This is a genomic window from Streptomyces kronopolitis (assembly GCF_014646275.1).
Classification (GTDB): Bacteria; Actinomycetota; Actinomycetes; order Streptomycetales; family Streptomycetaceae; genus Streptomyces; species Streptomyces kronopolitis.
Genome location: NZ_BMND01000002.1, coordinates 1 through 19,682, shown reverse-complemented (window position 1 = coordinate 19,682; position 19,682 = coordinate 1). Strand labels below are relative to the sequence as shown.

Annotated in this window: 17 protein-coding genes and 1 pseudogene; 4 read left to right on the top strand and 14 right to left on the bottom strand. The window is 72.3% G+C overall.

What is annotated here, in order from left to right:
- Positions 1 to 986: 986 nt before the first annotated feature.
- Positions 987 to 2,036 (top strand): carbohydrate kinase family protein, encoded by a 1,050-nt coding sequence (locus tag IEY78_RS01955; RefSeq protein WP_189095759.1) that lies wholly within the window; start codon positions 987 to 989, stop codon positions 2,034 to 2,036.
- A gap of 75 nt (positions 2,037 to 2,111) precedes the next feature.
- Here the strand turns inward: IEY78_RS01955 and IEY78_RS01950 are convergent, their stop codons facing one another.
- From IEY78_RS01950 to IEY78_RS01940, 3 genes are read right to left on the bottom strand one after another with little or no spacing between them, the layout of a single operon-like run.
- Positions 2,112 to 3,017 (bottom strand): SAM-dependent methyltransferase, encoded by a 906-nt coding sequence (locus IEY78_RS01950; protein WP_189095758.1) that lies wholly within the window; start codon positions 3,015 to 3,017, stop codon positions 2,112 to 2,114.
- Positions 3,014 to 3,292, bottom strand: a complete 279-nt coding sequence (locus IEY78_RS01945; RefSeq protein ID WP_189095757.1) for a DUF397 domain-containing protein — start codon at positions 3,290 to 3,292, stop codon at positions 3,014 to 3,016. Before IEY78_RS01945 ends, IEY78_RS01950 begins: the two co-directional genes overlap by 4 nt.
- 3 nt (positions 3,293 to 3,295) lie before the next feature.
- Positions 3,296 to 4,162 carry a Sco1979 family transcriptional regulator gene (locus IEY78_RS01940; RefSeq protein WP_189095756.1) on the bottom strand — a complete coding sequence of 289 codons (867 nt, stop codon included), beginning with the start codon at positions 4,160 to 4,162 and terminating at the stop codon, positions 3,296 to 3,298.
- Between the two features lie 215 nt (positions 4,163 to 4,377).
- Between IEY78_RS01940 and IEY78_RS01935 the strand changes: the two genes are divergently transcribed.
- Complete coding sequence (locus IEY78_RS01935) at positions 4,378 to 4,764, top strand: ATP-binding protein (RefSeq protein ID WP_189095755.1); 387 nt, start codon at positions 4,378 to 4,380, stop codon at positions 4,762 to 4,764.
- A gap of 126 nt (positions 4,765 to 4,890) precedes the next feature.
- Here the strand turns inward: IEY78_RS01935 and IEY78_RS01930 are convergent, their stop codons facing one another.
- Positions 4,891 to 5,694, bottom strand: coding sequence for an SGNH/GDSL hydrolase family protein (locus IEY78_RS01930; protein WP_189095754.1), 804 nt, complete (start codon positions 5,692 to 5,694; stop codon positions 4,891 to 4,893).
- Between the two features lie 264 nt (positions 5,695 to 5,958).
- Between IEY78_RS01930 and IEY78_RS01925 the strand changes: the two genes are divergently transcribed.
- Together IEY78_RS01925 and IEY78_RS01920 are read left to right on the top strand one after the other, a co-directional pair.
- On the top strand, positions 5,959 to 6,765 hold the full coding sequence (locus IEY78_RS01925) for a tyrosine-protein phosphatase (RefSeq protein ID WP_189095753.1): 807 nt from the start codon (positions 5,959 to 5,961) through the stop codon (positions 6,763 to 6,765).
- A gap of 36 nt (positions 6,766 to 6,801) precedes the next feature.
- Positions 6,802 to 7,221: a GNAT family N-acetyltransferase gene (locus tag IEY78_RS01920; RefSeq protein ID WP_189095752.1), complete on the top strand. Its 420-nt coding sequence runs from the start codon at positions 6,802 to 6,804 to the stop codon at positions 7,219 to 7,221.
- A gap of 71 nt (positions 7,222 to 7,292) precedes the next feature.
- On the opposite strand, the gene IEY78_RS01915 is transcribed toward IEY78_RS01920, so the two are convergent.
- The 10 genes and pseudogenes from IEY78_RS01915 to IEY78_RS01870 all read right to left on the bottom strand — a co-directional run.
- Positions 7,293 to 8,681, bottom strand: a complete 1,389-nt coding sequence (locus IEY78_RS01915) for an aspartate aminotransferase family protein (protein WP_189095751.1) — start codon at positions 8,679 to 8,681, stop codon at positions 7,293 to 7,295.
- Positions 8,678 to 10,573: a 1-deoxy-D-xylulose-5-phosphate synthase gene (gene dxs / locus IEY78_RS01910; RefSeq protein ID WP_189095750.1), complete on the bottom strand. Its 1,896-nt coding sequence runs from the start codon at positions 10,571 to 10,573 to the stop codon at positions 8,678 to 8,680. The genes IEY78_RS01915 and dxs overlap by 4 nt, the downstream gene beginning before the upstream one ends.
- 136 nt (positions 10,574 to 10,709) lie before the next feature.
- Complete coding sequence (gene hpnH / locus IEY78_RS01905) at positions 10,710 to 11,735, bottom strand: adenosyl-hopene transferase HpnH (protein WP_189095749.1); 1,026 nt, start codon at positions 11,733 to 11,735, stop codon at positions 10,710 to 10,712.
- Positions 11,736 to 11,740: 5 nt separating this feature from the next.
- The gene (locus IEY78_RS01900; protein WP_189095748.1) at positions 11,741 to 12,409 is read right to left on the bottom strand and encodes a phosphorylase family protein; all 669 of its coding nucleotides are present in this window, start codon (positions 12,407 to 12,409) and stop codon (positions 11,741 to 11,743) included.
- A complete protein-coding gene (shc, locus tag IEY78_RS01895) occupies positions 12,409 to 14,427 on the bottom strand; it encodes a squalene--hopene cyclase (protein ID WP_189095747.1) in 2,019 nt (672 codons plus the stop codon). The genes IEY78_RS01900 and shc overlap by 1 nt, the downstream gene beginning before the upstream one ends.
- A 107-nt stretch (positions 14,428 to 14,534) precedes the next feature.
- Positions 14,535 to 15,599 (bottom strand): polyprenyl synthetase family protein, encoded by a 1,065-nt coding sequence (locus IEY78_RS01890; protein ID WP_189095746.1) that lies wholly within the window; start codon positions 15,597 to 15,599, stop codon positions 14,535 to 14,537.
- A gap of 53 nt (positions 15,600 to 15,652) precedes the next feature.
- Positions 15,653 to 17,128, bottom strand: a complete 1,476-nt coding sequence (hpnE, locus tag IEY78_RS01885) for a hydroxysqualene dehydroxylase HpnE (protein WP_189095745.1) — start codon at positions 17,126 to 17,128, stop codon at positions 15,653 to 15,655.
- Between the two features lie 100 nt (positions 17,129 to 17,228).
- Positions 17,229 to 18,182 (bottom strand): presqualene diphosphate synthase HpnD, encoded by a 954-nt coding sequence (gene hpnD, locus IEY78_RS01880; RefSeq protein WP_189095744.1) that lies wholly within the window; start codon positions 18,180 to 18,182, stop codon positions 17,229 to 17,231.
- Entirely contained in the window at positions 18,179 to 19,045 is an 867-nt protein-coding gene (gene hpnC, locus IEY78_RS01875) for a squalene synthase HpnC (protein WP_189096160.1), read from the bottom strand. The genes hpnD and hpnC overlap by 4 nt, the downstream gene beginning before the upstream one ends.
- Before the next feature lie 452 nt (positions 19,046 to 19,497).
- Positions 19,498 to 19,682 (bottom strand): annotated as a pseudogene (locus IEY78_RS01870) (ABC transporter ATP-binding protein); the annotation flags it as partial.

Here is a 19,682-nt window from a genome sequence, read left to right as displayed (position 1 = left end):
CGCGTACCACTGCGGGGTGCGCGACGCGCGGCCCGAGGCGTCCACGACCAGACCGGCCGTCAGGTCCCGCCCGCACCGCGCACCGTCCCGTGACCGCACCCGTACACCCGTCACCCGCCGGGCGTCCCCGGTCAGTCCGACGGCCTCGGTCGCTTCGAGGACCTCGACGCGGGTGCCCGAGCCGGCGGCGGCCCACAGAGCCCGCTCGCGCACGACCGCGTCGAGCACCGGCCTGGTGACGCTCAGGGTGCGGTGCCGGCGCTCGTCGAAGCGGCGCTGCCAGCCGGTGGGGGTACGGGTGAGCAGATCGCGCGGCAGCTCCAGGCTGCGGGCGCCCGCTTCGGCGAGGGCGTCGACCGTGCCGGGCAGCAGCTCCTCCAGGGCCCATTCGCCGCCGCTGAGGAGGATGTGCAGATGGCGGGCCTGCGGGACGCCTTGCGGAAGGCCCGGCCCTGCGGAGAGCGGTCGCGTTCGACCACCGTGATCGTGTCGACGTGCCCGGTCAGGGCCGTGACGGCCAGCATCCCGGCGAGCCCGCCGCCGATGACGAGCGCGGTGCGTCCGCCATTGGAGTGCTCTGCCATCCCTCTCTCGCTCCCCTCGTCGGCCCGTCCGGCCGCCGTACGCCCGCTCGTCCGGGTCCCCCGGCGGCTCGTGTGCCGGGGGTCCGCTCGCCGCCCCCGGGGGCCGATCGCCGGTGGCCGTGCGGGCTTCAGTGTCCGCGACGACCGCGTCAACGGCCTGCCCTCACCTGCTGGACGAATGTGCGGTGCGCTCCCGCCGGGCCCCGTCCGCACCGGCTCCGCACCCACCGCGCACGCACCCCGGGCCCCGTGCGGGGCGTTCCCCCCTCGCGTCACCGCCCTTGCTGACATCCCGTCATGAGGCGTGCCTGCGTCTAGACTCCGGACAGCGGACGGACATCGTCCGCAAACGGTCTCACCAGCAAGGGATTCGTCTCACCAGCAAGGGATCCAGGGACGCTTGTGACATTCCAGCAGGTTTCTGAGCCGTATGACGCCTATGACGTCCTCGTCGTCGGCGGATCGGGCGTGGACACCGTCGTACCGGTCGGCGCGCTGCCCCTGCCGCCCACCGACTCCGCCGCGGTGCCCCCCATTCGCGAGGCGGTGGGGCACACCGGCACCGGCGTCGCGCTGGGCTGCGCGGCGCTCGGGCTCACCACCGGATTCGTGGACTTCATCGGCGACGACCACCCCGGCAGCCTGGTCCGCGAACGGATGGCCGCCGGCGGCGTCGACTTCCGGCCACTGATCTCACCGCACGGCACCCGGCGCGCGGTCAACCTCGTCTCCCCCGACGGCCGCCGGACGTCCTTCCACGATGCCCGCGACCCGCTCGATCTGCGGATGCCGCCGGAGCACTACCTCCCGGCGCTGCGCCGCGCCCGGCACGTCCATGTGTCCATCACGCACTTCGCCCGCTTCCTGTACGACGACATCGAGGCACTGGGCCTCCCGGTCTCCACGGACCTGCACGACTGGGACGGGCTGACCGAGCATCACCGGGAGTTCGCGCTCCGCTCGGACCTGGTGTTCCTCAGCACCTCCGGGGCGGGGGAACGGATCGCGTCCGTGATGCGGGAGATCGTGCACGAGGGGCGCGCCCAGGCCGTGATCGCGACGGCCGGGGCCGGCGGCGCCTACCTCCTGGCCGCCGACGACCGCTCCCCGCGTCCGGTGCCGGCCGTGGTGCCCTCCGGGCCGGTCGTGGACACCCACGGCGCGGGTGACGCCTTCACCTGCGGGTTCCTCTACGGGCGGCACCTGGGCCGGAGCCTGGAGGACTGCGCGCGGCTGGGCGCCGTCGCCGGGGCTCACGCGTGCACCTCGGCCGGCACGTACACCGACCTGATCGGCCCGGAGGTGCTGCGCACCGTGCCCGGCACGACGCCACCGCCCGCCGCCCCGCCGCAGTCCGCGCCACCGCAGGCCGCCGCACCGCACCCCGCCGCGCCACCCGGCGCCGGTCTCGCGGGCCCGCCGGACGACCGGGTGTCCCCCGCGGGGGCGTAGCCGCCGGCTCCCGGCCGGACGGTCCGCGCGGCGTCCTCCCCGTCAGGGGACGCCGCGCCCGTCCGGCCGCCGAGGTCAGTCCTTGCGGCCGACCCCGCCGTAGAAAATGGTGTTGTTGAGCTCCTCGGCGCCGGGCACCGGACCGTCCGGCCGCCACAGCGGCACCCGTACGACGCCCGGCTCCAGCAGGGTGAACGGCCCGAAGAGCGGCTCGATGTCCGCCTTCTCGCGCAGATTGAGGCTCGCGGTGGAGCTCTGGTAGACGCTCACCACACCGTCGCGCGCCCGCTCGTCGGTGCGGCCCGGCGCGTAGTCCTCGTAGGGCTCGCCGGTGGCGTGCGACAGCACGAGCGCGCTGCCCGCGGGGAGCGCCTCGGCGAGGGTGGCGACGAGCCCGGCGGGGTCCTCGTCGTCCCGGACGAAGTGCAGGACGGCGACCAGCAGCAGCGCCACCGGCCGGTCGAAGTCGATGAGTTCCCGGACGGCCGGGTGGTCCAGCACGGCCTTGGGGTCCCGGACGTCGCCGAGCACGAACGCGGTGCCCTCGGTGTTGGTCAGCCGGGCCCCGGCATGGGTGGCGACGATCGGGTCGTTGTCGACGTAGACGACGCGGGTGTCGGGCGCGGCCTCCTGGGCCACCTCGTGGGTGCTGGGCGAGGTGGGGATGCCGGTGCCGAGGTCGATGATCTGGCGGATGCCGTCGGCGGCGAGGGCGCGCACCGCCCGCCGCAGGAAGGCCCGGTTGGCGCGGGCGCTGAGCCGCACCTGCGGGTGGACCTCGATGACGCGCTCCGCGGCCACCCGGTCGACCTCGTAGTTGTCCCAGCCGCCGAGGTAGTAGTCGTACATCCGGGCCGGGTGCGGCCGGCTGGTGTCGATCTCCTCGGCCGAGAAGCCGGAGTGCTCCGGGCCCCGGACGTACGGTCCGATGCCGGTGACCGACTCGTCCGGGCCGGACGGGGAGATGTCCCGGTCGCTCATGCGGTCCTCCGCTCGGTGCAGCGGCCCGGTGCCCCCGCGAGGAGGAAGTCGGCGTGGCCGGCCTTCGCGCCCTCGATGAAGCTCACCATCTCGCGGTGCGTGTAGATCAGGGCCGGGCCGTCCGGGTCGGTCGACTGGCGCAGTGCGATCCGGCCGTCCCCCAGCCGCATGGCCTCGACGCACTCGCCGCCGTTGCCGCCGCTCCACGGCTTGTGCCAGCCGTCCGTGCCCAGTTCTGTGGCGGGCATGCCGTTGTAGATGCGTATGCGATCCATGGTTCAGATCTCCTTGCGAAAGCCACCCAGAATGGCCTCGGTGTGGTGTGCCGGCGCGGCCTGCGCACACATCCGGTCGAGGGCCTCCAGGAACTGCGAGACGTCGTTGCGCTGGTCGAAGTACACGCCTCCGACGAGGCTTTCCGCGTACGCGATGTCCGGGAGCTCCGGGATCGGGAAGCGGAAGAGGTGGAACGGGCCGTACATGGCCGGGTGCGGGCCGGCGGCGAAGGGCATGATCTGGAGCCGGACGTTCGGCAGCGCGGTGGCTTCCATGAGCCGGGTGATCTGGTCCCGCATCACCGGGGAGCCGCCGATCGGCCGCCGCAGCACGGTCTCGTCCATGACGACCCACAGCATCGGTGCGTTGTCGCGGGTCAGCAGGGACTGCCGCTCCATCCGCAGGGCGACGATCCGGTCGATGTCCGCCGGGGAGGCGTGCGGCATCCCCGCCCGCAGCACGGCGGCGGCGTAGTCCTCGGACTGCAACAGCCCGGGGACGTAGTGCGGTTGGTAGGCCCGGATGAGGTTGGCCTCGCTCTCCAGGCTGACGTAGGCGCTGAACCACTCGGGCAGGACGTCCCGGAAGCGGTGCCACCAGCCGGGCTTGTTGGCCTCGCGGGCGAGCGAGAGGAAACCCTCGATCTCGCCCTCGTCGACCACCCCGTAGGTGGCCAGCAGCTTCTCGACGTAGGGGAGTTTGAGGCCGACCTCGGCCTTCTCCATGCGCCGAATCGTGGCGTGGGTCACGTCGAGCGCCGCGGCGGCCTGTTCGAAGGACAGCCCCGCCTTCTCGCGCAGGTCCTGCAGGCGCTTGCCGAGCACCACCCGCAGGACGGTCGGTGCACCTGCCGACCGTGGGTCCGCCACGTCCGATCGCCTCCCGCTGATTTCAGTGTGCAGCAGTGTGTCATGCCGTCAGGAGCGCCAACAGACTGCGTCTTACGATTCTGCAAATTGCAGAGTGATCCTTGCCATCGGTCACCGGCATCGCACATAGTTACGGAGTGGCTTCCTCCAACAACGCTCCTTCGTTAGGGCGCTGTGGCAGCTCTGTCGCCCAGTACCCGCAGGACGCGTTCCACTTGCCGGCGCGACGCACGTCCGTGCCCGAGGCACGGCGACGCGTCAGCGCGCTGCTGAGCGAGTGGGGCGCGGATCAACAAGTCCGCGACGACGTGGAGTTGGTGGTCTCCGAGCTGTTCACCAATGCGCTGCGGCACACCGACAGCGAGAAGGTCGGGTGCGAACTCGCCCTGTCCGGCGCGCACATACGCATAGAGGTCACCGACCAGGGAGGCCCGGAGAACTCCGCCCCGCACGTCCAGCCCGGCAGCGTGGACAAGGAGTGCGGGCGGGGACTGTTCCTCGTCGGCGCGCTGTCCGACAGCTGGGGGTCCCGGCCCGCGGACAGCGGAGGGGGCCGGGTCGTCTGGGCGGACCTGCCCTACACCGGCACCGCGGCACTCTGAGGCCCCGCTCCGCCCTCGGCGCGGTCGGGGCCTCCGTCATACCCGGGCCGGTGCCGGCCGCCGGGGACCCCGGGGCCGGTACCGGTACGCCCTGGACGTGTCGCCCGGGCGCTGTCTTCGCAGCCCCTAGAGCGGCAGCAGGTCGGGCCGCTTCGGCTCGACGTGGTCGCCGGAGGACTCGCCGCGCAGCCGGCGGCCGATCCACGGCACGAGGTGCTCCCGCGCCCAATGGATGTTGTCCCGCCGCGCGTCGGCGGCCGACCGCTCCGCCTCCGGAGGCCACGGCTGGTCCGGGTCGGCCGGCACCCCCAGCCCGAGCACCTGGGCCGCGCGCAGCGCCACCCGGGTGTGCCCGTCGGCCGACAGGTGCAGCCGGTCGTCGCTCCAGGCCCGCCGGTCCTGCACCGACTTCAGCGACCACAGGTCCAGGACGGGGCAGTCGTGCCGGTCGGCGATCGCCCGGACGTGCGCCGTGTACGTGGCGATCTTGCCGCGCAGATGCTTGAGCACGGGGATCCCGCGGGTGTCGAAACCCGTGCAGAGCAGGACCGTGCCGACCGATCCGGCCAGACCGCGGACCGCCGCCTCGTAACGCTCGGCGACCGCGTCCGGGTCCGAGCCGGGCCGCAGGATGTCGTTGCCGCCGGCACAGAACGTCACCAGCGAGGGGGCGAGCTCCTTGGCCCGCGGCACCTGCTCCTCGACGATCTGGTCCAGGAGTCGTCCCCTGACGGCGAGATTCGCGTAGCGGAAGTCCCCCTCCGCCCGCTGGTCCGAGAGCAGGACCGCGAGCCGGTCCGCCCAACCGATGTACACCCCGTCAGGGCCGGGATCCCCGACCCCCTCCGTGAAGCTGTCCCCGACGGCTGCGTACGACCCGATGGCGCCGTGGGCGCCGCTGCTGCTGATGTTGTTCGAATCGTCTGCCACGTCAGGACATACTTCACCTCGCTAAGTGACCTACGCCACCGTAACCAGGGGTTGACGGCGGGTGATATATGCCACCTGGTCAAATTCTGCCCAGATGGGAATAACGAACGGTCACCCCTTGCTTTCCGGGCGCTTCACCGCACCCCGACACACCCCGGCGCGCCTCGATTGCGACCTGATTGCCCCTTGCATCAATGTCGTATCGTCGGATGGTGACCCGCCTCGTCGACGAGCAGCGTCGGCGGCCGACACCGAGGAGCGCCCGTGACGCAGACGCCGCAGGTCCCACCGGCCCAGACCGAACTCGCGGAGGTCCGCAACTTCCGTGACGTGGGTGGACTGCCGACCGTGGACGGGCGTCGGGTGCGGGAGGGCAGGCTGTTCCGCAGCGGGCATCTCGCCCATGCGACGGAGGCGGACGCGGCGTTCCTGGCCGGCCTCGGACTGCACACCGTCTTCGACTTCCGCAATGCCTCGGACATCAAGCTGGAGGGGCCGGATGTCGCCCTGCCCGGTGTGCGCAATGTGAACATCCCGCTCACCGACCCGGCCGACGGCGCGGAGTTCTGGACGATGGTGCGCGACGGCGAGCTGGACCTGCTGCGCGGCGCGCTCGGCGACGGCAAGGCCGCGGCCCGCATGGCCGCCACCTACCGCCACATCATCACCACCCGCACCGAGGACCACAGCCGGGTGCTGCATGCGCTCGCCGAGGACAGCGTGCCGGCGCTGATGCACTGCGCGGCGGGCAAGGACCGGGCGGGCCTGTCCGTGGCCGTGACCCTGCTGGCGGTCGGCGTCGAGCGGGACGCCATCGAGGCGGACTACCTCAAGTCCAACGACCCGCACCGCCGCTACAAGATCCGCCGCTCCGACAGCTCGGCGGTGGGCATGTCGGCGGAGGTCATGGAGCTGCTCTCGCCGCTGTTCGGCGCGCACACCGACTACCTCGCGGCCGCCTACGACGCCATCGAGCGGACCTGGGGCTCGACCGAGGCCTACCTCACCGACGGGCTGAAGCTGACCCCCGCCGTCCGGGAACGGCTGCGGGACCGGCTGCTGACGGACTGACACCCGCGGGCGGTGCCCTGTGGCAGTCTGCGCGGCATGATCGACACCTATGAGTTCTCCAGCGATCCGGCCCGGCTGGACCGCGCCGCGGTGCACCACTGGCTGTCCACCGACGCGTACTGGGCGGCCGGCCGCTCGCGCGACACGCAGGACCGGGCGATCGCCGGCTCGCTGAACTTCGGCGCCTACGACACCCGCACCGGCGCCCAGGTCGCCTATGCGCGGGTGGTCACCGACAAGGTCACCTTCGCGTGGCTCTGCGATGTCTACGTGGCCCGCGAGGTGCGCGGCCAGGGCATAGGCACGGCGCTGGCCACCGCGGTCCGCGACCACCTCGCCCCCTACGAGGTGCGCCGCATCCTGCTCGCCACCGCGGACGCCCATGAGGTCTACGGGAAGGCCGGGTTCCGCCCGCTGGCGAATCCCGGGAAGTGGATGGCGTACGGACGGCAGTAGGAGTAGGAGGCGGGGAGGACAGGCGGGAGCCCGGTCGCGCCCGGCGGCCCGCGTCCCCCTGAGGGCGCCGGTCAGCCCCGCCCCGTCTGCAAGGACTGTTTGACCAGGGTCCGGCCGAAGTCCCACATCAGGCCGCCGCCGTTGTGGGCCTCGTCCATGACGGCCGTGAAGGCCTCGACGAACCGGTCGACGTCCCGCTCGGTGATGACCAGTGGCGGGATCAGCTTGATGACCTCCAGGTGGTCGCCGGAGACCTGGGTCAGGATGTGGTGCCGTTGCAGCAGCGGGACCACGACCATCTGCGCGAACAGGCCCTTGCGGGCGGCCTGCAGCATGGTCCAGCGGCCGCGCAGCCCCAGGGATGTGGGGCGGCCGAACTCGATGCCGATCATCAGGCCGCGGCCCCGTACGTCGTGCAGCAGCTCGTAGTCGCCGATGAGCGCGGCGAGCCGGGAGCGCAGCAGATCGCCGAGGTGCCGGGCGTGCGCGACGAGCTGCTCGTCCTCCATCACCGAGAGCACCGCGAGACCGGCTGCCATCGCCTGGGCGTTGGAGCCGAAGCTCGCGGAGTGCACCAGGACCCGGTCCATGGACGAGTAGACCTTCTTGAAGATCCAGTCCTTGCCGAGGGTCGCGCCGACGGGGACATAGCCGCCGGAGAGCGCCTTGGCCACGCACACCAGGTCCGGTTCGACGCCGTCCTCGTGCTGGTAGGCGAAGAAGTCGCCGGTGCGGCCGAGGCCGGTCTGCACCTCGTCGGCGATGAGCAGCGCCTTGTGGCGGTGCAGCAGCTCCTGGGCGGCGCGCAGGAAGCCGGGCGGGGTGGGGTGGACGCCCTTGCCCTGGATGGGCTCGACCACGAAACCGGCCACGTCGCCGCGCTTCAGCTCGCGCTCCAGGGCCGCCAGGTCGCCCATCTCCACGGCGGTGTCCGGCAGCAGCGGGGCGAAGCCGTCGCGGAAGCCGTCCTCGCCGTTGACCGAGAGCGCGCCGGTGGTCAGGCCGTGGAAGGCGTGGGTGCAGTAGAGGACGCGCGGTCTGCCGGTGGCGTAGCGGGCGAACTTCAGGGCGGTCTCGACGGCCTCGGTGCCGCTGTTGCCGAAGAAGACCCGGTCCAGGTGGGGCGCATGGCTCAGCAGCTTCTCGGCGAGCAGTCCCGGCAGCGGCGGGCAGTCGAAGCGGGTGAGATCGGCCAGCGAGGCGTCGAGGACGTCGTGCAGCGCCTGTCGGACGACGGGATGGTGGCGGCCCAGGCCCATCACCCCGAACCCGGCGAGCATGTCGAGGTACTCCTGGCCGTCGGCGTCCCAGAAGTAGGCGCCCTCGGCCCGCTCGTAGACCCGGTCGAAGCCGAGGGTGTGCAGCATCCGCGGGAGCTGGTGATTGAGGTGGCGGGCGTGCAGCTCGTAGCGCTCACCGCCGCGCTCGGCGAGGAGCGCGCTCAGATCGAATCCGGTCACGGGGTGCTCTCCTTACGGCCCGTCGCGGTGCGGCCCAGCGCGGCGCTGATCTGTCCGGCGATCTCGGCCGGGGTGAGTCCGATGTCGGCGAGCAGCTCACCGCGCCGGCCGTGCGGCAGGAACTGCTCGGGGATACCGAAGGTGCGCAGCGGCACGTCCACGTCCGCGTCCCGCAGGGCCTGGCCGACCGCCCAGCCGACGCCGCCGGTCCGGCTGTTGTCCTCGACGACGGCCACCATGGCGTGCCGCGCGGCGAGCTGCCCGATGGCCTCGTCGACCGGCTTGACCCAGCGCGGATCGATGACGGTGGCGTCGACACCGCGGGCGGCGAGGAGTTCGGCGACCCGCAGGCAGACCGGGGCCATCACCCCGACGGCGACCAGCAGGACGTCCGGGTGCGGTGCCCGGTGGAGGACGTCGACGCCGCCGATCCGGTCGACGGCCGGGATCGGGTCGTCCACCGTCTCCTTGGGGAAGCGGACGACGGTCGGTGCGTCGGCCACGTCGAGCGCCTCGCGCAGCTGGGCGCGGAGCTGCTCGGCGTCGCGGGGTGCGGCGATCCGCAGGCCGGGGACGACCTGGAGGATCGACATGTCCCACATGCCGTTGTGGGAGGCGCCGTCGGTGCCGGTGACACCGGCCCGGTCCAGCACGAAGGTGACCCCGCACTTGTGCAGCGCCACGTCCATCAGCACCTGGTCGAAGGCGCGGTTGAGGAAGGTGGCGTAGACGGCGACGACGGGGTGCAGGCCGCCGGTGGCCAGGCCCGCCGCCGAGACCGCCGCGTGCTGCTCGGCGATGCCCACGTCCCACACCCGGTCCGGGTAGGCCCGGGCGAACTGCTCCAGGCCTACCGGTTGCAGCATCGCCGCCGTGAGGGCGACCACGTCCTCGCGTTCGGCGCCGATGCGCAGCATCTCGTCGCCGAAGACGGAGGTCCAGGAGGGGGCGCCGGGCGGGGCGGCCGGTGCGCAGGTCAGCGGGTCCATCACGCCGACGGTGTGGAAGTGGTCCGCCTCGTCCTCCAGGGCGGGCGGGTAGCCGCGGCCCTTCTCGGTCAGGCAGTGCACCAGCACCGGCCCGTGGAAGCCCGCCGCCCGGCGCAGCGCCGATTCGACGGCCCCGATGTCATGGCCGTCGACCGGCCCGACGTATTTCAGGCCCAGGTCCTCGAACATGCCCTGGGGGGCGATGAAGTCCTTCAGGCCCTTCTTGGCGCCGTGCAGCGAGTCGTACAGGGGGGCGCCGACGACGGGGGTGCGCTGGAGAACGTCCTTGCCCCAGGACAGGAACTTCTCGTAGCCGTCGGTGGTGCGCAGGGTGGCGAGGTGGTCGGCGAGGCCGCCGATGGTGGGCGCGTAGGAGCGGGCGTTGTCGTTGACGACGATGATCAGCGGGCGGTCCTTGGCGGCCGCGATGTTGTTCAGCGCCTCCCAGGCCATGCCGCCGGTCAGCGCGCCGTCGCCGATCACGGCCACCACGTGGTCGCGGGTGCCGCGGAGGCGGTGGGCCTTGGCCAGACCGTCGGCCCAGCCCAGCACCGTCGAGGCGTGGCTGTTCTCGATGACGTCGTGCGCGGACTCGGCGCGCGAGGGGTATCCGGACAGCCCGCCCTTGGCCCGCAGCTTGGAGAAGTCCTGGCGTCCCGTCAGCAGCTTGTGCACATAGGACTGGTGGCCGGTGTCCCACAGGACGCGGTCGGCGGGTGAGTCGAAGACCCGGTGCAGGGCGATGGTCAGCTCGACCACGCCGAGGTTGGGGCCCAGATGGCCGCCGGTGCGGGTGACGGCCCGGACGAGGAAGTGCCGGATCTCCTCGGCAAGTTCGGGCAGTCGGGCCGCCGGGAGCGCCTTGAGGTCGCCGGGCTCCCGGAGGTGTTCCAGCATGGTCATGTACGGTCCCCCACTACTCGGTCCAGTCGTCCCTGCCGGTCTGCCGGTCCGGTCCGTCGCCGCGGGCGGGGTGCGGCGGCGGGCCGGGCCGTGACGCGGGGAGCCCGCGGACGCGGGCTCCCCGGTGCTCAGCGGGTCAGCCGCGGTTTCCCGCGATGGTCTCCCTGGCCGCCCGCAGGGACTCCTTCAGCGAGCCCATGGTGGCGAGGACGGCGGTCGGCTCGTAGCCGCAGTGCGCCATGCAGTTGGCGCACCGCGGGTCCTTGCCGCGGCCGTACTTCTCCCAGTCGGTCTCCTCGATGAGCTCCCGGTACGTCGGCACGTAGCCGTCGCTCATCAGATAGCAGGGGCGCTGCCAGCCGAAGAGGGAGTAGTTGGGGATCGCCCAGGCCGTGCAGGGGAAGTCCGCCTTGCCCTCCAGGAAGTCCAGGAAGAGCGGGCTGTGGTTGAGCCGCCAGCGGCGCCGGTTGCCGCCGGCGAACGCCTTCTTGAACAGCTCGCGGGTCTGCTCGACGCCCAGGAAGTGCTCCTGGTCGGGGGCCTTCTCGTAGGCGTAGGCGGGCGAGAGCATCATCTCGTCGACCTGGAGGTCGTCATTGAGGAAATTGAGGACCTCGATGATGGTCTGCGGGGTGTCGGTGTTGAAGAAGGTGGAGTTGGTGGTGACCCGGAAGCCCTGCCGCTTGGCCTCCTTGATCGCCTCCACCGCCTCGTCGAAAACACCTTCCTTGGCGACCGATTCGTCATGCCGCTCGCGCATGCCGTCGATGTGCACGGCGAACGCGAAATACTGGGAGGGCCGGAAATTCTCCAGCTTCTTGCGCAGCAGCATGGCGTTGGTGCACAGGAAGACATATTTCCGCTTGGCCACCAGCTGCCGCACGATTTCGTCGATCTGCGGGTGCATCAGGGGTTCGCCGCCGGCGATGGAGACCATCGGGGCACCCGACTCCAGCACCGCGCCGACGGCCTGCGCCACCGGCATGCGCTGCTTGAGCACGCCCGCCGGATGCTGGATCTTGCCGCAGCCCTCACATTTCAGATTGCAGGCGAAGAGCGGTTCCAGCTCGACAATGAGCGGGAACTTCTCCCGCCGCCGGATCATTTTCTGCTCAAAAAGATAGGTACCGACCCGGATGGACTGACGAAGCGGCATGACCATCTGACTCACCTCCAGGGGAGCAGCAAAGAACGGTGCCATTCGTAGAAAACAGGCAGGATGGAACGCAGGACTCGGAAGGCTGATATTCCACCGCGCACGGTGCCGATACGCACGAGTTCATGTTCTGGAGCGTCCACGACCACCCGGACGGCCGCAACCGGACGGGGACCGGCCCGCCGCGCCGCCCGGAGCGTGGCGGCGGACTCCATGTCCACCGCGACCGCTCCGGCGGCGTGCAGCTCGGCCCGCTCCGCACCGCGTACCACGTGGTCGGAGCCCCACAGCAGCCCGCTGTGCACCCGCAGGCCGCGCTCTCGCAGGGCCCGCAGCAGCGGGCCGTTGTCCCGGCAGGGCGTCTCCGGGGCGTCCGGGTGGTGGCCGCGGGTGGCCGAGGCGACGATCACGTCCCCGGGCCGCATGCCGGGGGCGAGACCGGCGCAGAAGCCGCTGGCGACCACCGGGGAACGCTGGGTGATCGCACCCTCACCCAGCGCCGCGGTCAGGGCGCGTTCGGCCGCCTCGGGGCCCATGCCCGTACGGAGCACCACCGGCCGCGGCCGGGCCCGCTCCGTCGCGGCCCCGCGGTCGCCGCCGCGCAGTGCGAGCCGCTCGATCCCGAGCGCGCAGGCGACCAGCAGCGGCGGATCCGCGTCCGCCGGGTGCCGGCCGGGCATCAGGCCCCCACCGGAGCGGCGGCCGGTCCCCCGCCCAGGTAGCGGCCCAGGGCCGTCAGGGGGAAGACCTGGCGGTAGAGGTGGTAGTTGATGGAGAAGTCCCAGGGGAAGCCCGTGCCGGTGAAGTACGGCTCGTCCCAGGTGCCGTCCTCGTGCTGGGTCGAGGCCAGCCAGCGCACCCCGCGCCGCACCGCCTCCGCGTCGCGCTCGCCGGCCGCGAGCAGCGCCATCAGGGCCCAGGCGGTCTGCGAGGCGGTCGAGGCGCCGCGCCCGGCCCACTGCTCCTTGTCCTGGTAGGAGCGCTGGTCCTCGCCCCAGCCGCCGTCGTCGTTCTGCACCCGCTCCAGCCACAGCACCGCCCGGCGCACGGCCGGGTGCGAGCGCGGGATGCCCGCGGCGGCCAGCGCCGGGAGCACCGAGCCGGTGCCGTAGAGGTAGTTGGTGCCCCAGCGGCCGAACCAGGCGCCGCAGGGGTCCTGTTCCGCCAGCAGCCAGGCGATGCCGCGGCGGGTGCGCGGATCGTGGGTGCGGCCCACGTCCGCGAGCATCTCGACGACATGGGCGGTGACATCGGCCGACGGCGGGTCGATGACCTCACCGAAGTCGCAGAACGGCAGCCGGTTGGGCAGCGGACTGGTGTTGTCGGCGTCGAAGGCGCCCCAACCGCCGTCCTTGGACTGCATGCCGACGTTCCAGCGCACCGCGCGGCGCACCGCGGCGTCGACCCGCCGGGGATCGGGGTGCCGGACCCGGCGCAGGGCGATCACCACCTCGGCGGTGTCGTCGATGTCCGGGTAGTTGTCGTTCTCGAACTCGAACGCCCAGCCACCGGAGGGGAGTTGGGGCCGCTGCACGCTCCAGTCGCCGGGGCGGTCGATCTGCTCGGCGAGCATCCAGTCCACGGCCTTGACCAACTGGGGGTGATCGGCGGGCAGTCCGGCGTCGGCGAGCGCGATGGTGGCCAGGCAGGTGTCCCAGACCGGGGACTGGCAGGCCTCGATCATCCGGGCGCCGTCCTCGCGCCGCACCGCGAACCGGTCCAGGGAGGCCAGGCCGGTGCGCAGCACGGGGTGGTCGAGGTCGTAGCCCAGGAGGTGCAGGGCGATGACGGAGTAGACGGCGGGCGGCTGGATGCCGCCCCAGCAGCCGTCGTTCTCCTGGCGCTCGATGATCCAGCGGGCGGCGGAGCGCATCGCGGCCCGGCGCAGCCCGCGGAAGGCGACCTTGCGGTAGAGGTGCAGGGCCTTGTCGAGGCGCTGGAACAGGCCGTCCCAGCTGACGGCGGGGGCGAGCGGCCGCGGCGGGTTGGGGCGGCGCGGATCGGTGTGCAGCTCGTCGAGGGCGAACGGCGCCGGGCGCACCGGGCGCTTGGCCGAGACGATGGTCAGCGGCACAATCGTCTGCCGCGCCCAGCACCCGAAGTCATAGATGTTGAGCGGGAACCACTTGGGCAAGAAGAGGAGTTCCGGGGGCAGTTGGGGCAGGTCGTCCCACTTCCACCAGCCGAACAGGGCCAGCCAGATGCGGGTGAAGACCCGGGCCGCGGCGATACCGCCCTGCTCGCGGACCCATGCGGAGGCCCGGGCCATGTGCGGTGCGTCGGAAGCATCCCCGGCGAGCCGCAGGGCGACATAGGCCTCGATGGTCGCCGAGAGCTCGCCGGGCCCGCCGTAGAAGGTGGCCCAGGTGCCGTCCGCACCCTGCTCGCCCCGGATGTAGCGGGCCGCGGCCTCGGTGAGCTCGGGGTCCTGGATGCCCAGGAACTGACGGAGCAGCAGGTCCTCGGCGTCCATCGTGACGTTGGTCTCGAGGTCGCCCTTCCACCATCCGGCGGGGTCCTGGGCGGACAGCAGATGGTCGGTGGCGCGGGCGGCCGCGCGGCGGGCGGCGTCCGCCGTGTCATCCCGTAAAGCGGTACGCGTACGGGCGGATGCCGTGGTGTTCTCGGCGGTGGCATCGCTGGCCGAAGGGGCCCGGGGCGGCAGCGCCCCGGTGCTTCCGTCGGTCGTCGCTGTCATGGCTTCCCCTTCGGCAGTGAACTGTGAAAAGCGTGCTCAGGGATTCCGTCGGCCGGCGCCCGGCTGGCACCGGCCGGCGACTGCGAACTATTCGGTGTCGATGGCGCTCATCTCTGCCGCACGACGACGAAGTCGGCGAGCGCGACCAGCTGGGCACGGACCTTCTGCGGCATCTCGATCTCGTCGAGCGCGGCGATGGCGGTGGTGTGCTGGCGACGGGCCTCCTGGGAGGTCCACTCACGGCCGCCGGCCTCCTCGATGAGGGCCGCACGGGAGGCGAACTCCTCCTCGGTGAAGTCGGCGATCTCGCTCTCGCTCTTCTTGGCGTCGGCCGCCAGGATCCGGGCCAGCCGCTCGGAGGCCTCGCCGCCGGCGGCCAGGGCCGCGACGACCGGCAGCGACTTCTTGCGCTGGCGCAGATCGCTCCAGGTCTGCTTGCCGGTGGCGTCCGGGTCGCCCCAGATGCCGAGCAGGTCGTCGATGGCCTGGAAGGCGAGGCCGAGGTGGTGGCCGTACTTCTCCAGGGTGTCCGCCATGCGGTCGTCGGCGCCGCCGAGCACCGCGCCGATGGAGACGGCGCAGGCCAGCAGCGCGCCGGTCTTGTTGCCCTCCATCTCCAGGCACTCCTCGACGGTGACCCGCTCGCGGTGCTCGTAGGAGATGTCCTGGGCCTGGCCGTCGATCAGCTTGCGGGAGGCCTGGGTGAGGCGGCGGGTGGCGCGGCCGGCGTCGACCGTGCCGAGCTCCAGCAGTATTTCGTTGGCCAGGGCGAACAGCGCGTCGCCGACCAGGATGGCCTGCGCGGGACCGTGCACCTTCCAGACGGTGTCGCGGTGCCTGCGCTGCTCGTCGCCGTCCATGAGGTCGTCGTGCAGCAGCGAGAAGTTGTGCACCAGCTCGACGGCGACCGCGCCGGGGATGCCGACCTCGGGGGCCGCCCCCGCGGCCTCGGCCGACAGCAGGGCGAGCGCGGGCCGTACCGCCTTGCCGCTGTCCCCCGCGGTGGGGTGGCCCTCGGCGTCGATCCAGCCGAAGTGGTACGCGGCGACGGTGTCCATGGGAGGAGCGAGCCGGCCCACGGCAGCACGCAGCACGGGAGTGGCGAGTGTCCGCCCGCGCTCCAGCAGCGCGGTGACGCTCTCGGTGTCGATAGCTGGGGAAGCCGGATTCACGGTTTCTCCTCTGTTTCCGATGCTCGTGCTCGTGCGAGCGCTCGTACTCGTAGTCATGCCGCCTCCTGAGGCAACTGGCCCTGGGGGCAGCCGAGTTCGGTGAGTGCCTCGCGAGCGGCGGCAGTGCCGCTGCGCACAGCGCTTTCCATGGTCGCGGGCCACCCGGTGGCGGTCCACGCGCCGGCCAGGAACAGGCCGGGGGCTTGAGTGCGGGCGGCGGGGCGGAGCCTGCCGACGCCCGGTGCGGGCGCGAAGGTCGCGGTGCGCTCGCGGGTGACGAAGAAGTCGTGGATCCTGGCGCCGCGGGCGGCGGGCAGCAGCCGCTCCAGCTCCGGCAGATAGCGGGCGCGGAGCTTGGCGACCGGCTCGTCGATCTCCTCCTGCGCGGCGGACTGCGAGACGGCCAGATACTGGCAGCGCTCGTTGCCGACCGCGCGGGTGAGCCCCGAGGCATCGGTGCGGTCGAAGACCCACTGGACCGGGGAGCCGATCGCGGCGAAGAAGGGGCGGCGCAGCACCCTGCGGTCGTAGACGACATGGAGGTTGAGGATCGGCGCCGTGCCGATGTCCAGCAGCCGGTCCTTGCCGTCCAGCGCCCCGTCGGGCAGCAGGCCGTGGGCCTCGCGCTGCGGTACGGCGAGGACGACGGTGTCGGCGGTCAGCAGCTCGCCGCCGTGCGGGCCGTTCTCCACGGCGACCTGCCAGCCGTCCGCGCTGCGCGTGACGGCCCCGGCGCGGGTGCGCAGGGCGAGGCGCACCCCGGCCTTCTCCAGCGCGGTGCGGGCGAGGGTGTCGTGGACGTCGCCGAGCGGGACGCGGGACCAGCCGATGTCGGCGGCGCCCGGCGCGGAGAGCAGGCCGGTCTTGAAGACCTTGGCGGCCAGGCCCATCGAGGCATCCTCGGCACGGGCGTTGAGGGTGGCGATGCCGACCAGGTCCCACAGCGCCTCGACGGCCCGGTCCGACTGGCCGTGGCGGCGCAGCCAGCTGCCGAAGTCGATCCCGTCCAGCGCGGGGTCGGCCGGGTCGAGTCCCTTGAGCGCGAGGGTGGCGCGGACGACGCGGGCCCGCTCGGCGGGGGACAGATGCGGATAGCCGGCCAGGCTGCCGGCGAGGTGCAGGGGGACGGGCAGGGCGGTGCGGCGCAGCCGGCCCAGTCGCATGCCGCCGCGGCCGGCGCCGCCCGCGGGGTCCAGGACGGGAACGTCCATGCGGTCCTGGAGGGGCACCAGGTCCGTGGCGCCGAGCCGCTCCAAGAAGCCGCGGTAGGCGGTGCAGCAGCGCAGGTAGACGTGCTGGCCGTTGTCGACGCTCAGCTCGCCGGCCGCAGACTCGCGCCGGAAGGAGAAGACCAGCCCGCCGAGCCGGGGCCGGCCCTCGATCAGGGTCACCCGCAGCCCGGCGTCGGCCAGCGCGAGCGCCGCGGTCGTGCCCGCGAGACCGCCGCCGATGACCACCGCGGCCGCCCCCTCGGGACGGCCGGACGGCAGCTCGGAGTCGTGACCGAGCCGCGTGGCTCCCGGTGTCATGTGCTCTCCCCCCGTACTGCTGTCAGGGACGCAGCCACCCCGGGGAGGGTTGCCCGCCGCGCTGACGCGGGGTCACCGCCGTCCTTCGCCGTCCGGCGCATCATCCGCGCCTCCGGACGGACTGCCGCCGGCCGATCGCCCGCGCGTCGAGCCCGGACAGCCCGCGCACCGCGACGAACGCCTTCTCCCGGCCGGGCAGCGAGACCCGGCCGCGCAGCACCGCCCCGGGATCGGCGGCGATCCGCGACAGCAGGCGGTGGTAGATGCCGGCCATCGCGGCCACGCAGGCGCCGCTGCGCCGGTCGAGCATCGGCAGCAGCTGGAAGCCCTCGGCGAACAGCGCCCGGGCGCGGTTGACCTCGAAGTGCACCAGGCCGGTGAAGTCGGAGCCGGACTGCGGCACGGGGCGGTCGAAGCCGTCCGCGCAGCCGAACTTGGCGAGGTCCTCGGCGGGGAGGTAGGTGCGGCCGTTGCCGGCGTCCTCGCGAACGTCCCGCAGGATGTTGGTCAGTTGCAGGGCGAGGCCCAGCGTGTCGGCGTACTCCGCAGCGCGTTCCGCGTCCTGCGCGCCCGGCACCGTGCCGAACACGCCGAGCGAGAGCCGGCCGATCGTGCCGGCCACACAACGGCAGTAGACCTTCAGCTCGTCCCAGGTCTCGTACGTCTCACCGCGCACGTCCATCAGCACGCCGTCGATCAGCTCGTCGAGGCCGTCCAGGGGCAGCGGGAAGCGGCGGGCGGCGTCGGCGAGCGCGACGGCCACCGGGTCGGTGTCGTCGTCGTCGATCCGGCCGTCCTTGATGCGGTCCAGCAGCGCCCGGGTGTCCTCCAGGCGCCCCTTCTTGGCGGCGGGCTCCAGGGTGCCGTCACCGATGTCGTCGATCCGGCGGGAGAAGGCGTAGAGCGCCGACATGGCCTGTCGCTTGTCGGTCGGCAGCAGCCGGATGCCATAGGCGAAGTTCCGTGCCTGCTGCCCGGTGATGGCCTCGCAGTAGCGGTACGCAGCGAGCACCGGCGCGGACGCGTGTGCGGTGTCCTCCACGGTCCGACTCACCCCTCTCTTCGCAATGTCGCCGCTACCTCGCGCAGCAGGCTGAGCTTGGTCGGCTTGGGCGGTCCAGGGAGTACGTCATGATCGGCGGCCGCGACCGCCTGGAGCGCGGCACGGCCGCCGGCCACGAAACCGGCCAGCAGCAGCTTGAGTCTGCCGTGGACGCTACCCACCAGCGGGGTGCCTTCACGCAGCAGGTCACGGGCGCGTTCCGCCTCGAAGGCGATCAGCGCGCGCACCGATGCGCCCCCACTGGGCGCGGCCAGATCGGACTCGGTGACGCCGAAGCGTTTCATGTCCTCGGCGGGGAGGTAGATGCGGTCCCGCCCGAGGTCCTCGGCCACGTCCTGGAGGTGTTCGACGATCTGGAGGGCGGTGCACACGGCGTCCGAGCGGCGGATGCGCTCCGGGCTCGCGGTGCCGGTGATGCCGAGGACGAGCCGGCCGACGGGGTTGGCGGACAGCTCGCAGTAGGCGGCCAGATCGTCGTAGGTGCCGTAGCGGCTGACCCGCTGGTCCTGCCGGTTGGCCGCGATCAGGTCGAGGAACGGCTCGGGGGTCAGGCGGCAGCGGCGGACGGTCGGGCCGAGCCGGCGCATGAGCGGATGGCCAGGGCCCGGGGCGCGGTCGCTGAAGACGCGGTGCAGGTCCGCCTCCAGGGCGTCCAGCAGCGCGGCGCGGTCCCCGGCCTGCGCGCGGTCCAGTCCGAGGAGCACGGCGTCGCCGCCGCCGGGTGCGAGATCGCCGTCACCGATGTCGTCGACGAGCCGGGCGAAGCCGTAGACGGCCATCAGATCGGCCCGCCAGACGCGGGGGAGGAAGAACGGCGCGACCGGGAAGTTTTCGTGTGCGGCCTGATCGAGCACGGTGCGCGTCTGCTCCCGCCCGTCGCCCGCCGCCCCCTTCCGGGGGAAGGCGCGACGCGCCTGCTCGTTGTCTCGGCTCACCGGGGGCTGCCCGGCGCATTTCGGTGCCGGAGCGAACCAGTAGCCATTGCCGTCACGTCTCCCGTTCTACACCGCCAAGCTAAAACATCCTATTTCGGACACGCCGCAGGGGGCGACGCGCCCGATCGAGTCCATATCGCCCGCTCGGGTGAGCATTGCCCGACATGTACCACTTGATGCTGTTCAGTACCCGTACAGCTTACGCCGTACGTCTCACCCGCCTCCGAGGGGGTACCCGGGCTCCCGCCCCCGTTCCGCCCAACTTTCCGGCCATCCGAACTGTTCCCGATGCCCAAAGAGTTGACGATTCCTTCACATCCGAAGGCCTCCGCGAGGCGGACTCGCGGAGGCCTTCGGGTGCGGAACGGGGCTTACTTGCCCGTCTCCTTCTCATACGCCTTGATGACCTCGTCGGTGGGGCCGTCCATGAGCAGTTCGCCGCGCTCCAGCCACAGGACCCGGTCGCAGGTGTCGCGGATGGACTTGTTGTTGTGGCTGACCAGGAAGACGGTGCCGGCTTCCTTGCGCAGTTCGCGGATGCGGGCCTCGGAGCGCT

Bases quoted from the DNA above. Each gene is read 5' to 3' on its own strand.
- IEY78_RS01950 (WP_189095758.1), bottom strand. From the start codon at position 3,017: ATGAGCGACCGGGACATCTCCCCGTCCGGCCCGGACGAGTCGGTCACC.
- IEY78_RS01945 (WP_189095757.1), bottom strand. From the start codon at position 3,292: ATGGATCGCATACGCATCTACAACGGCATGCCCGCCACAGAACTGGGC.
- IEY78_RS01920 (WP_189095752.1), top strand. From the start codon at position 6,802: ATGATCGACACCTATGAGTTCTCCAGCGATCCGGCCCGGCTGGACCGC.
- dxs (WP_189095750.1), bottom strand. From the start codon at position 10,573: ATGACCATGCTGGAACACCTCCGGGAGCCCGGCGACCTCAAGGCGCTC.
- hpnH (WP_189095749.1), bottom strand. From the start codon at position 11,735: ATGGTCATGCCGCTTCGTCAGTCCATCCGGGTCGGTACCTATCTTTTT.
- IEY78_RS01900 (WP_189095748.1), bottom strand. From the start codon at position 12,409: ATGCCCGGCCGGCACCCGGCGGACGCGGATCCGCCGCTGCTGGTCGCC.
- shc (WP_189095747.1), bottom strand. From the start codon at position 14,427: ATGACAGCGACGACCGACGGAAGCACCGGGGCGCTGCCGCCCCGGGCC.
- hpnE (WP_189095745.1), bottom strand. From the start codon at position 17,128: ATGACACCGGGAGCCACGCGGCTCGGTCACGACTCCGAGCTGCCGTCC.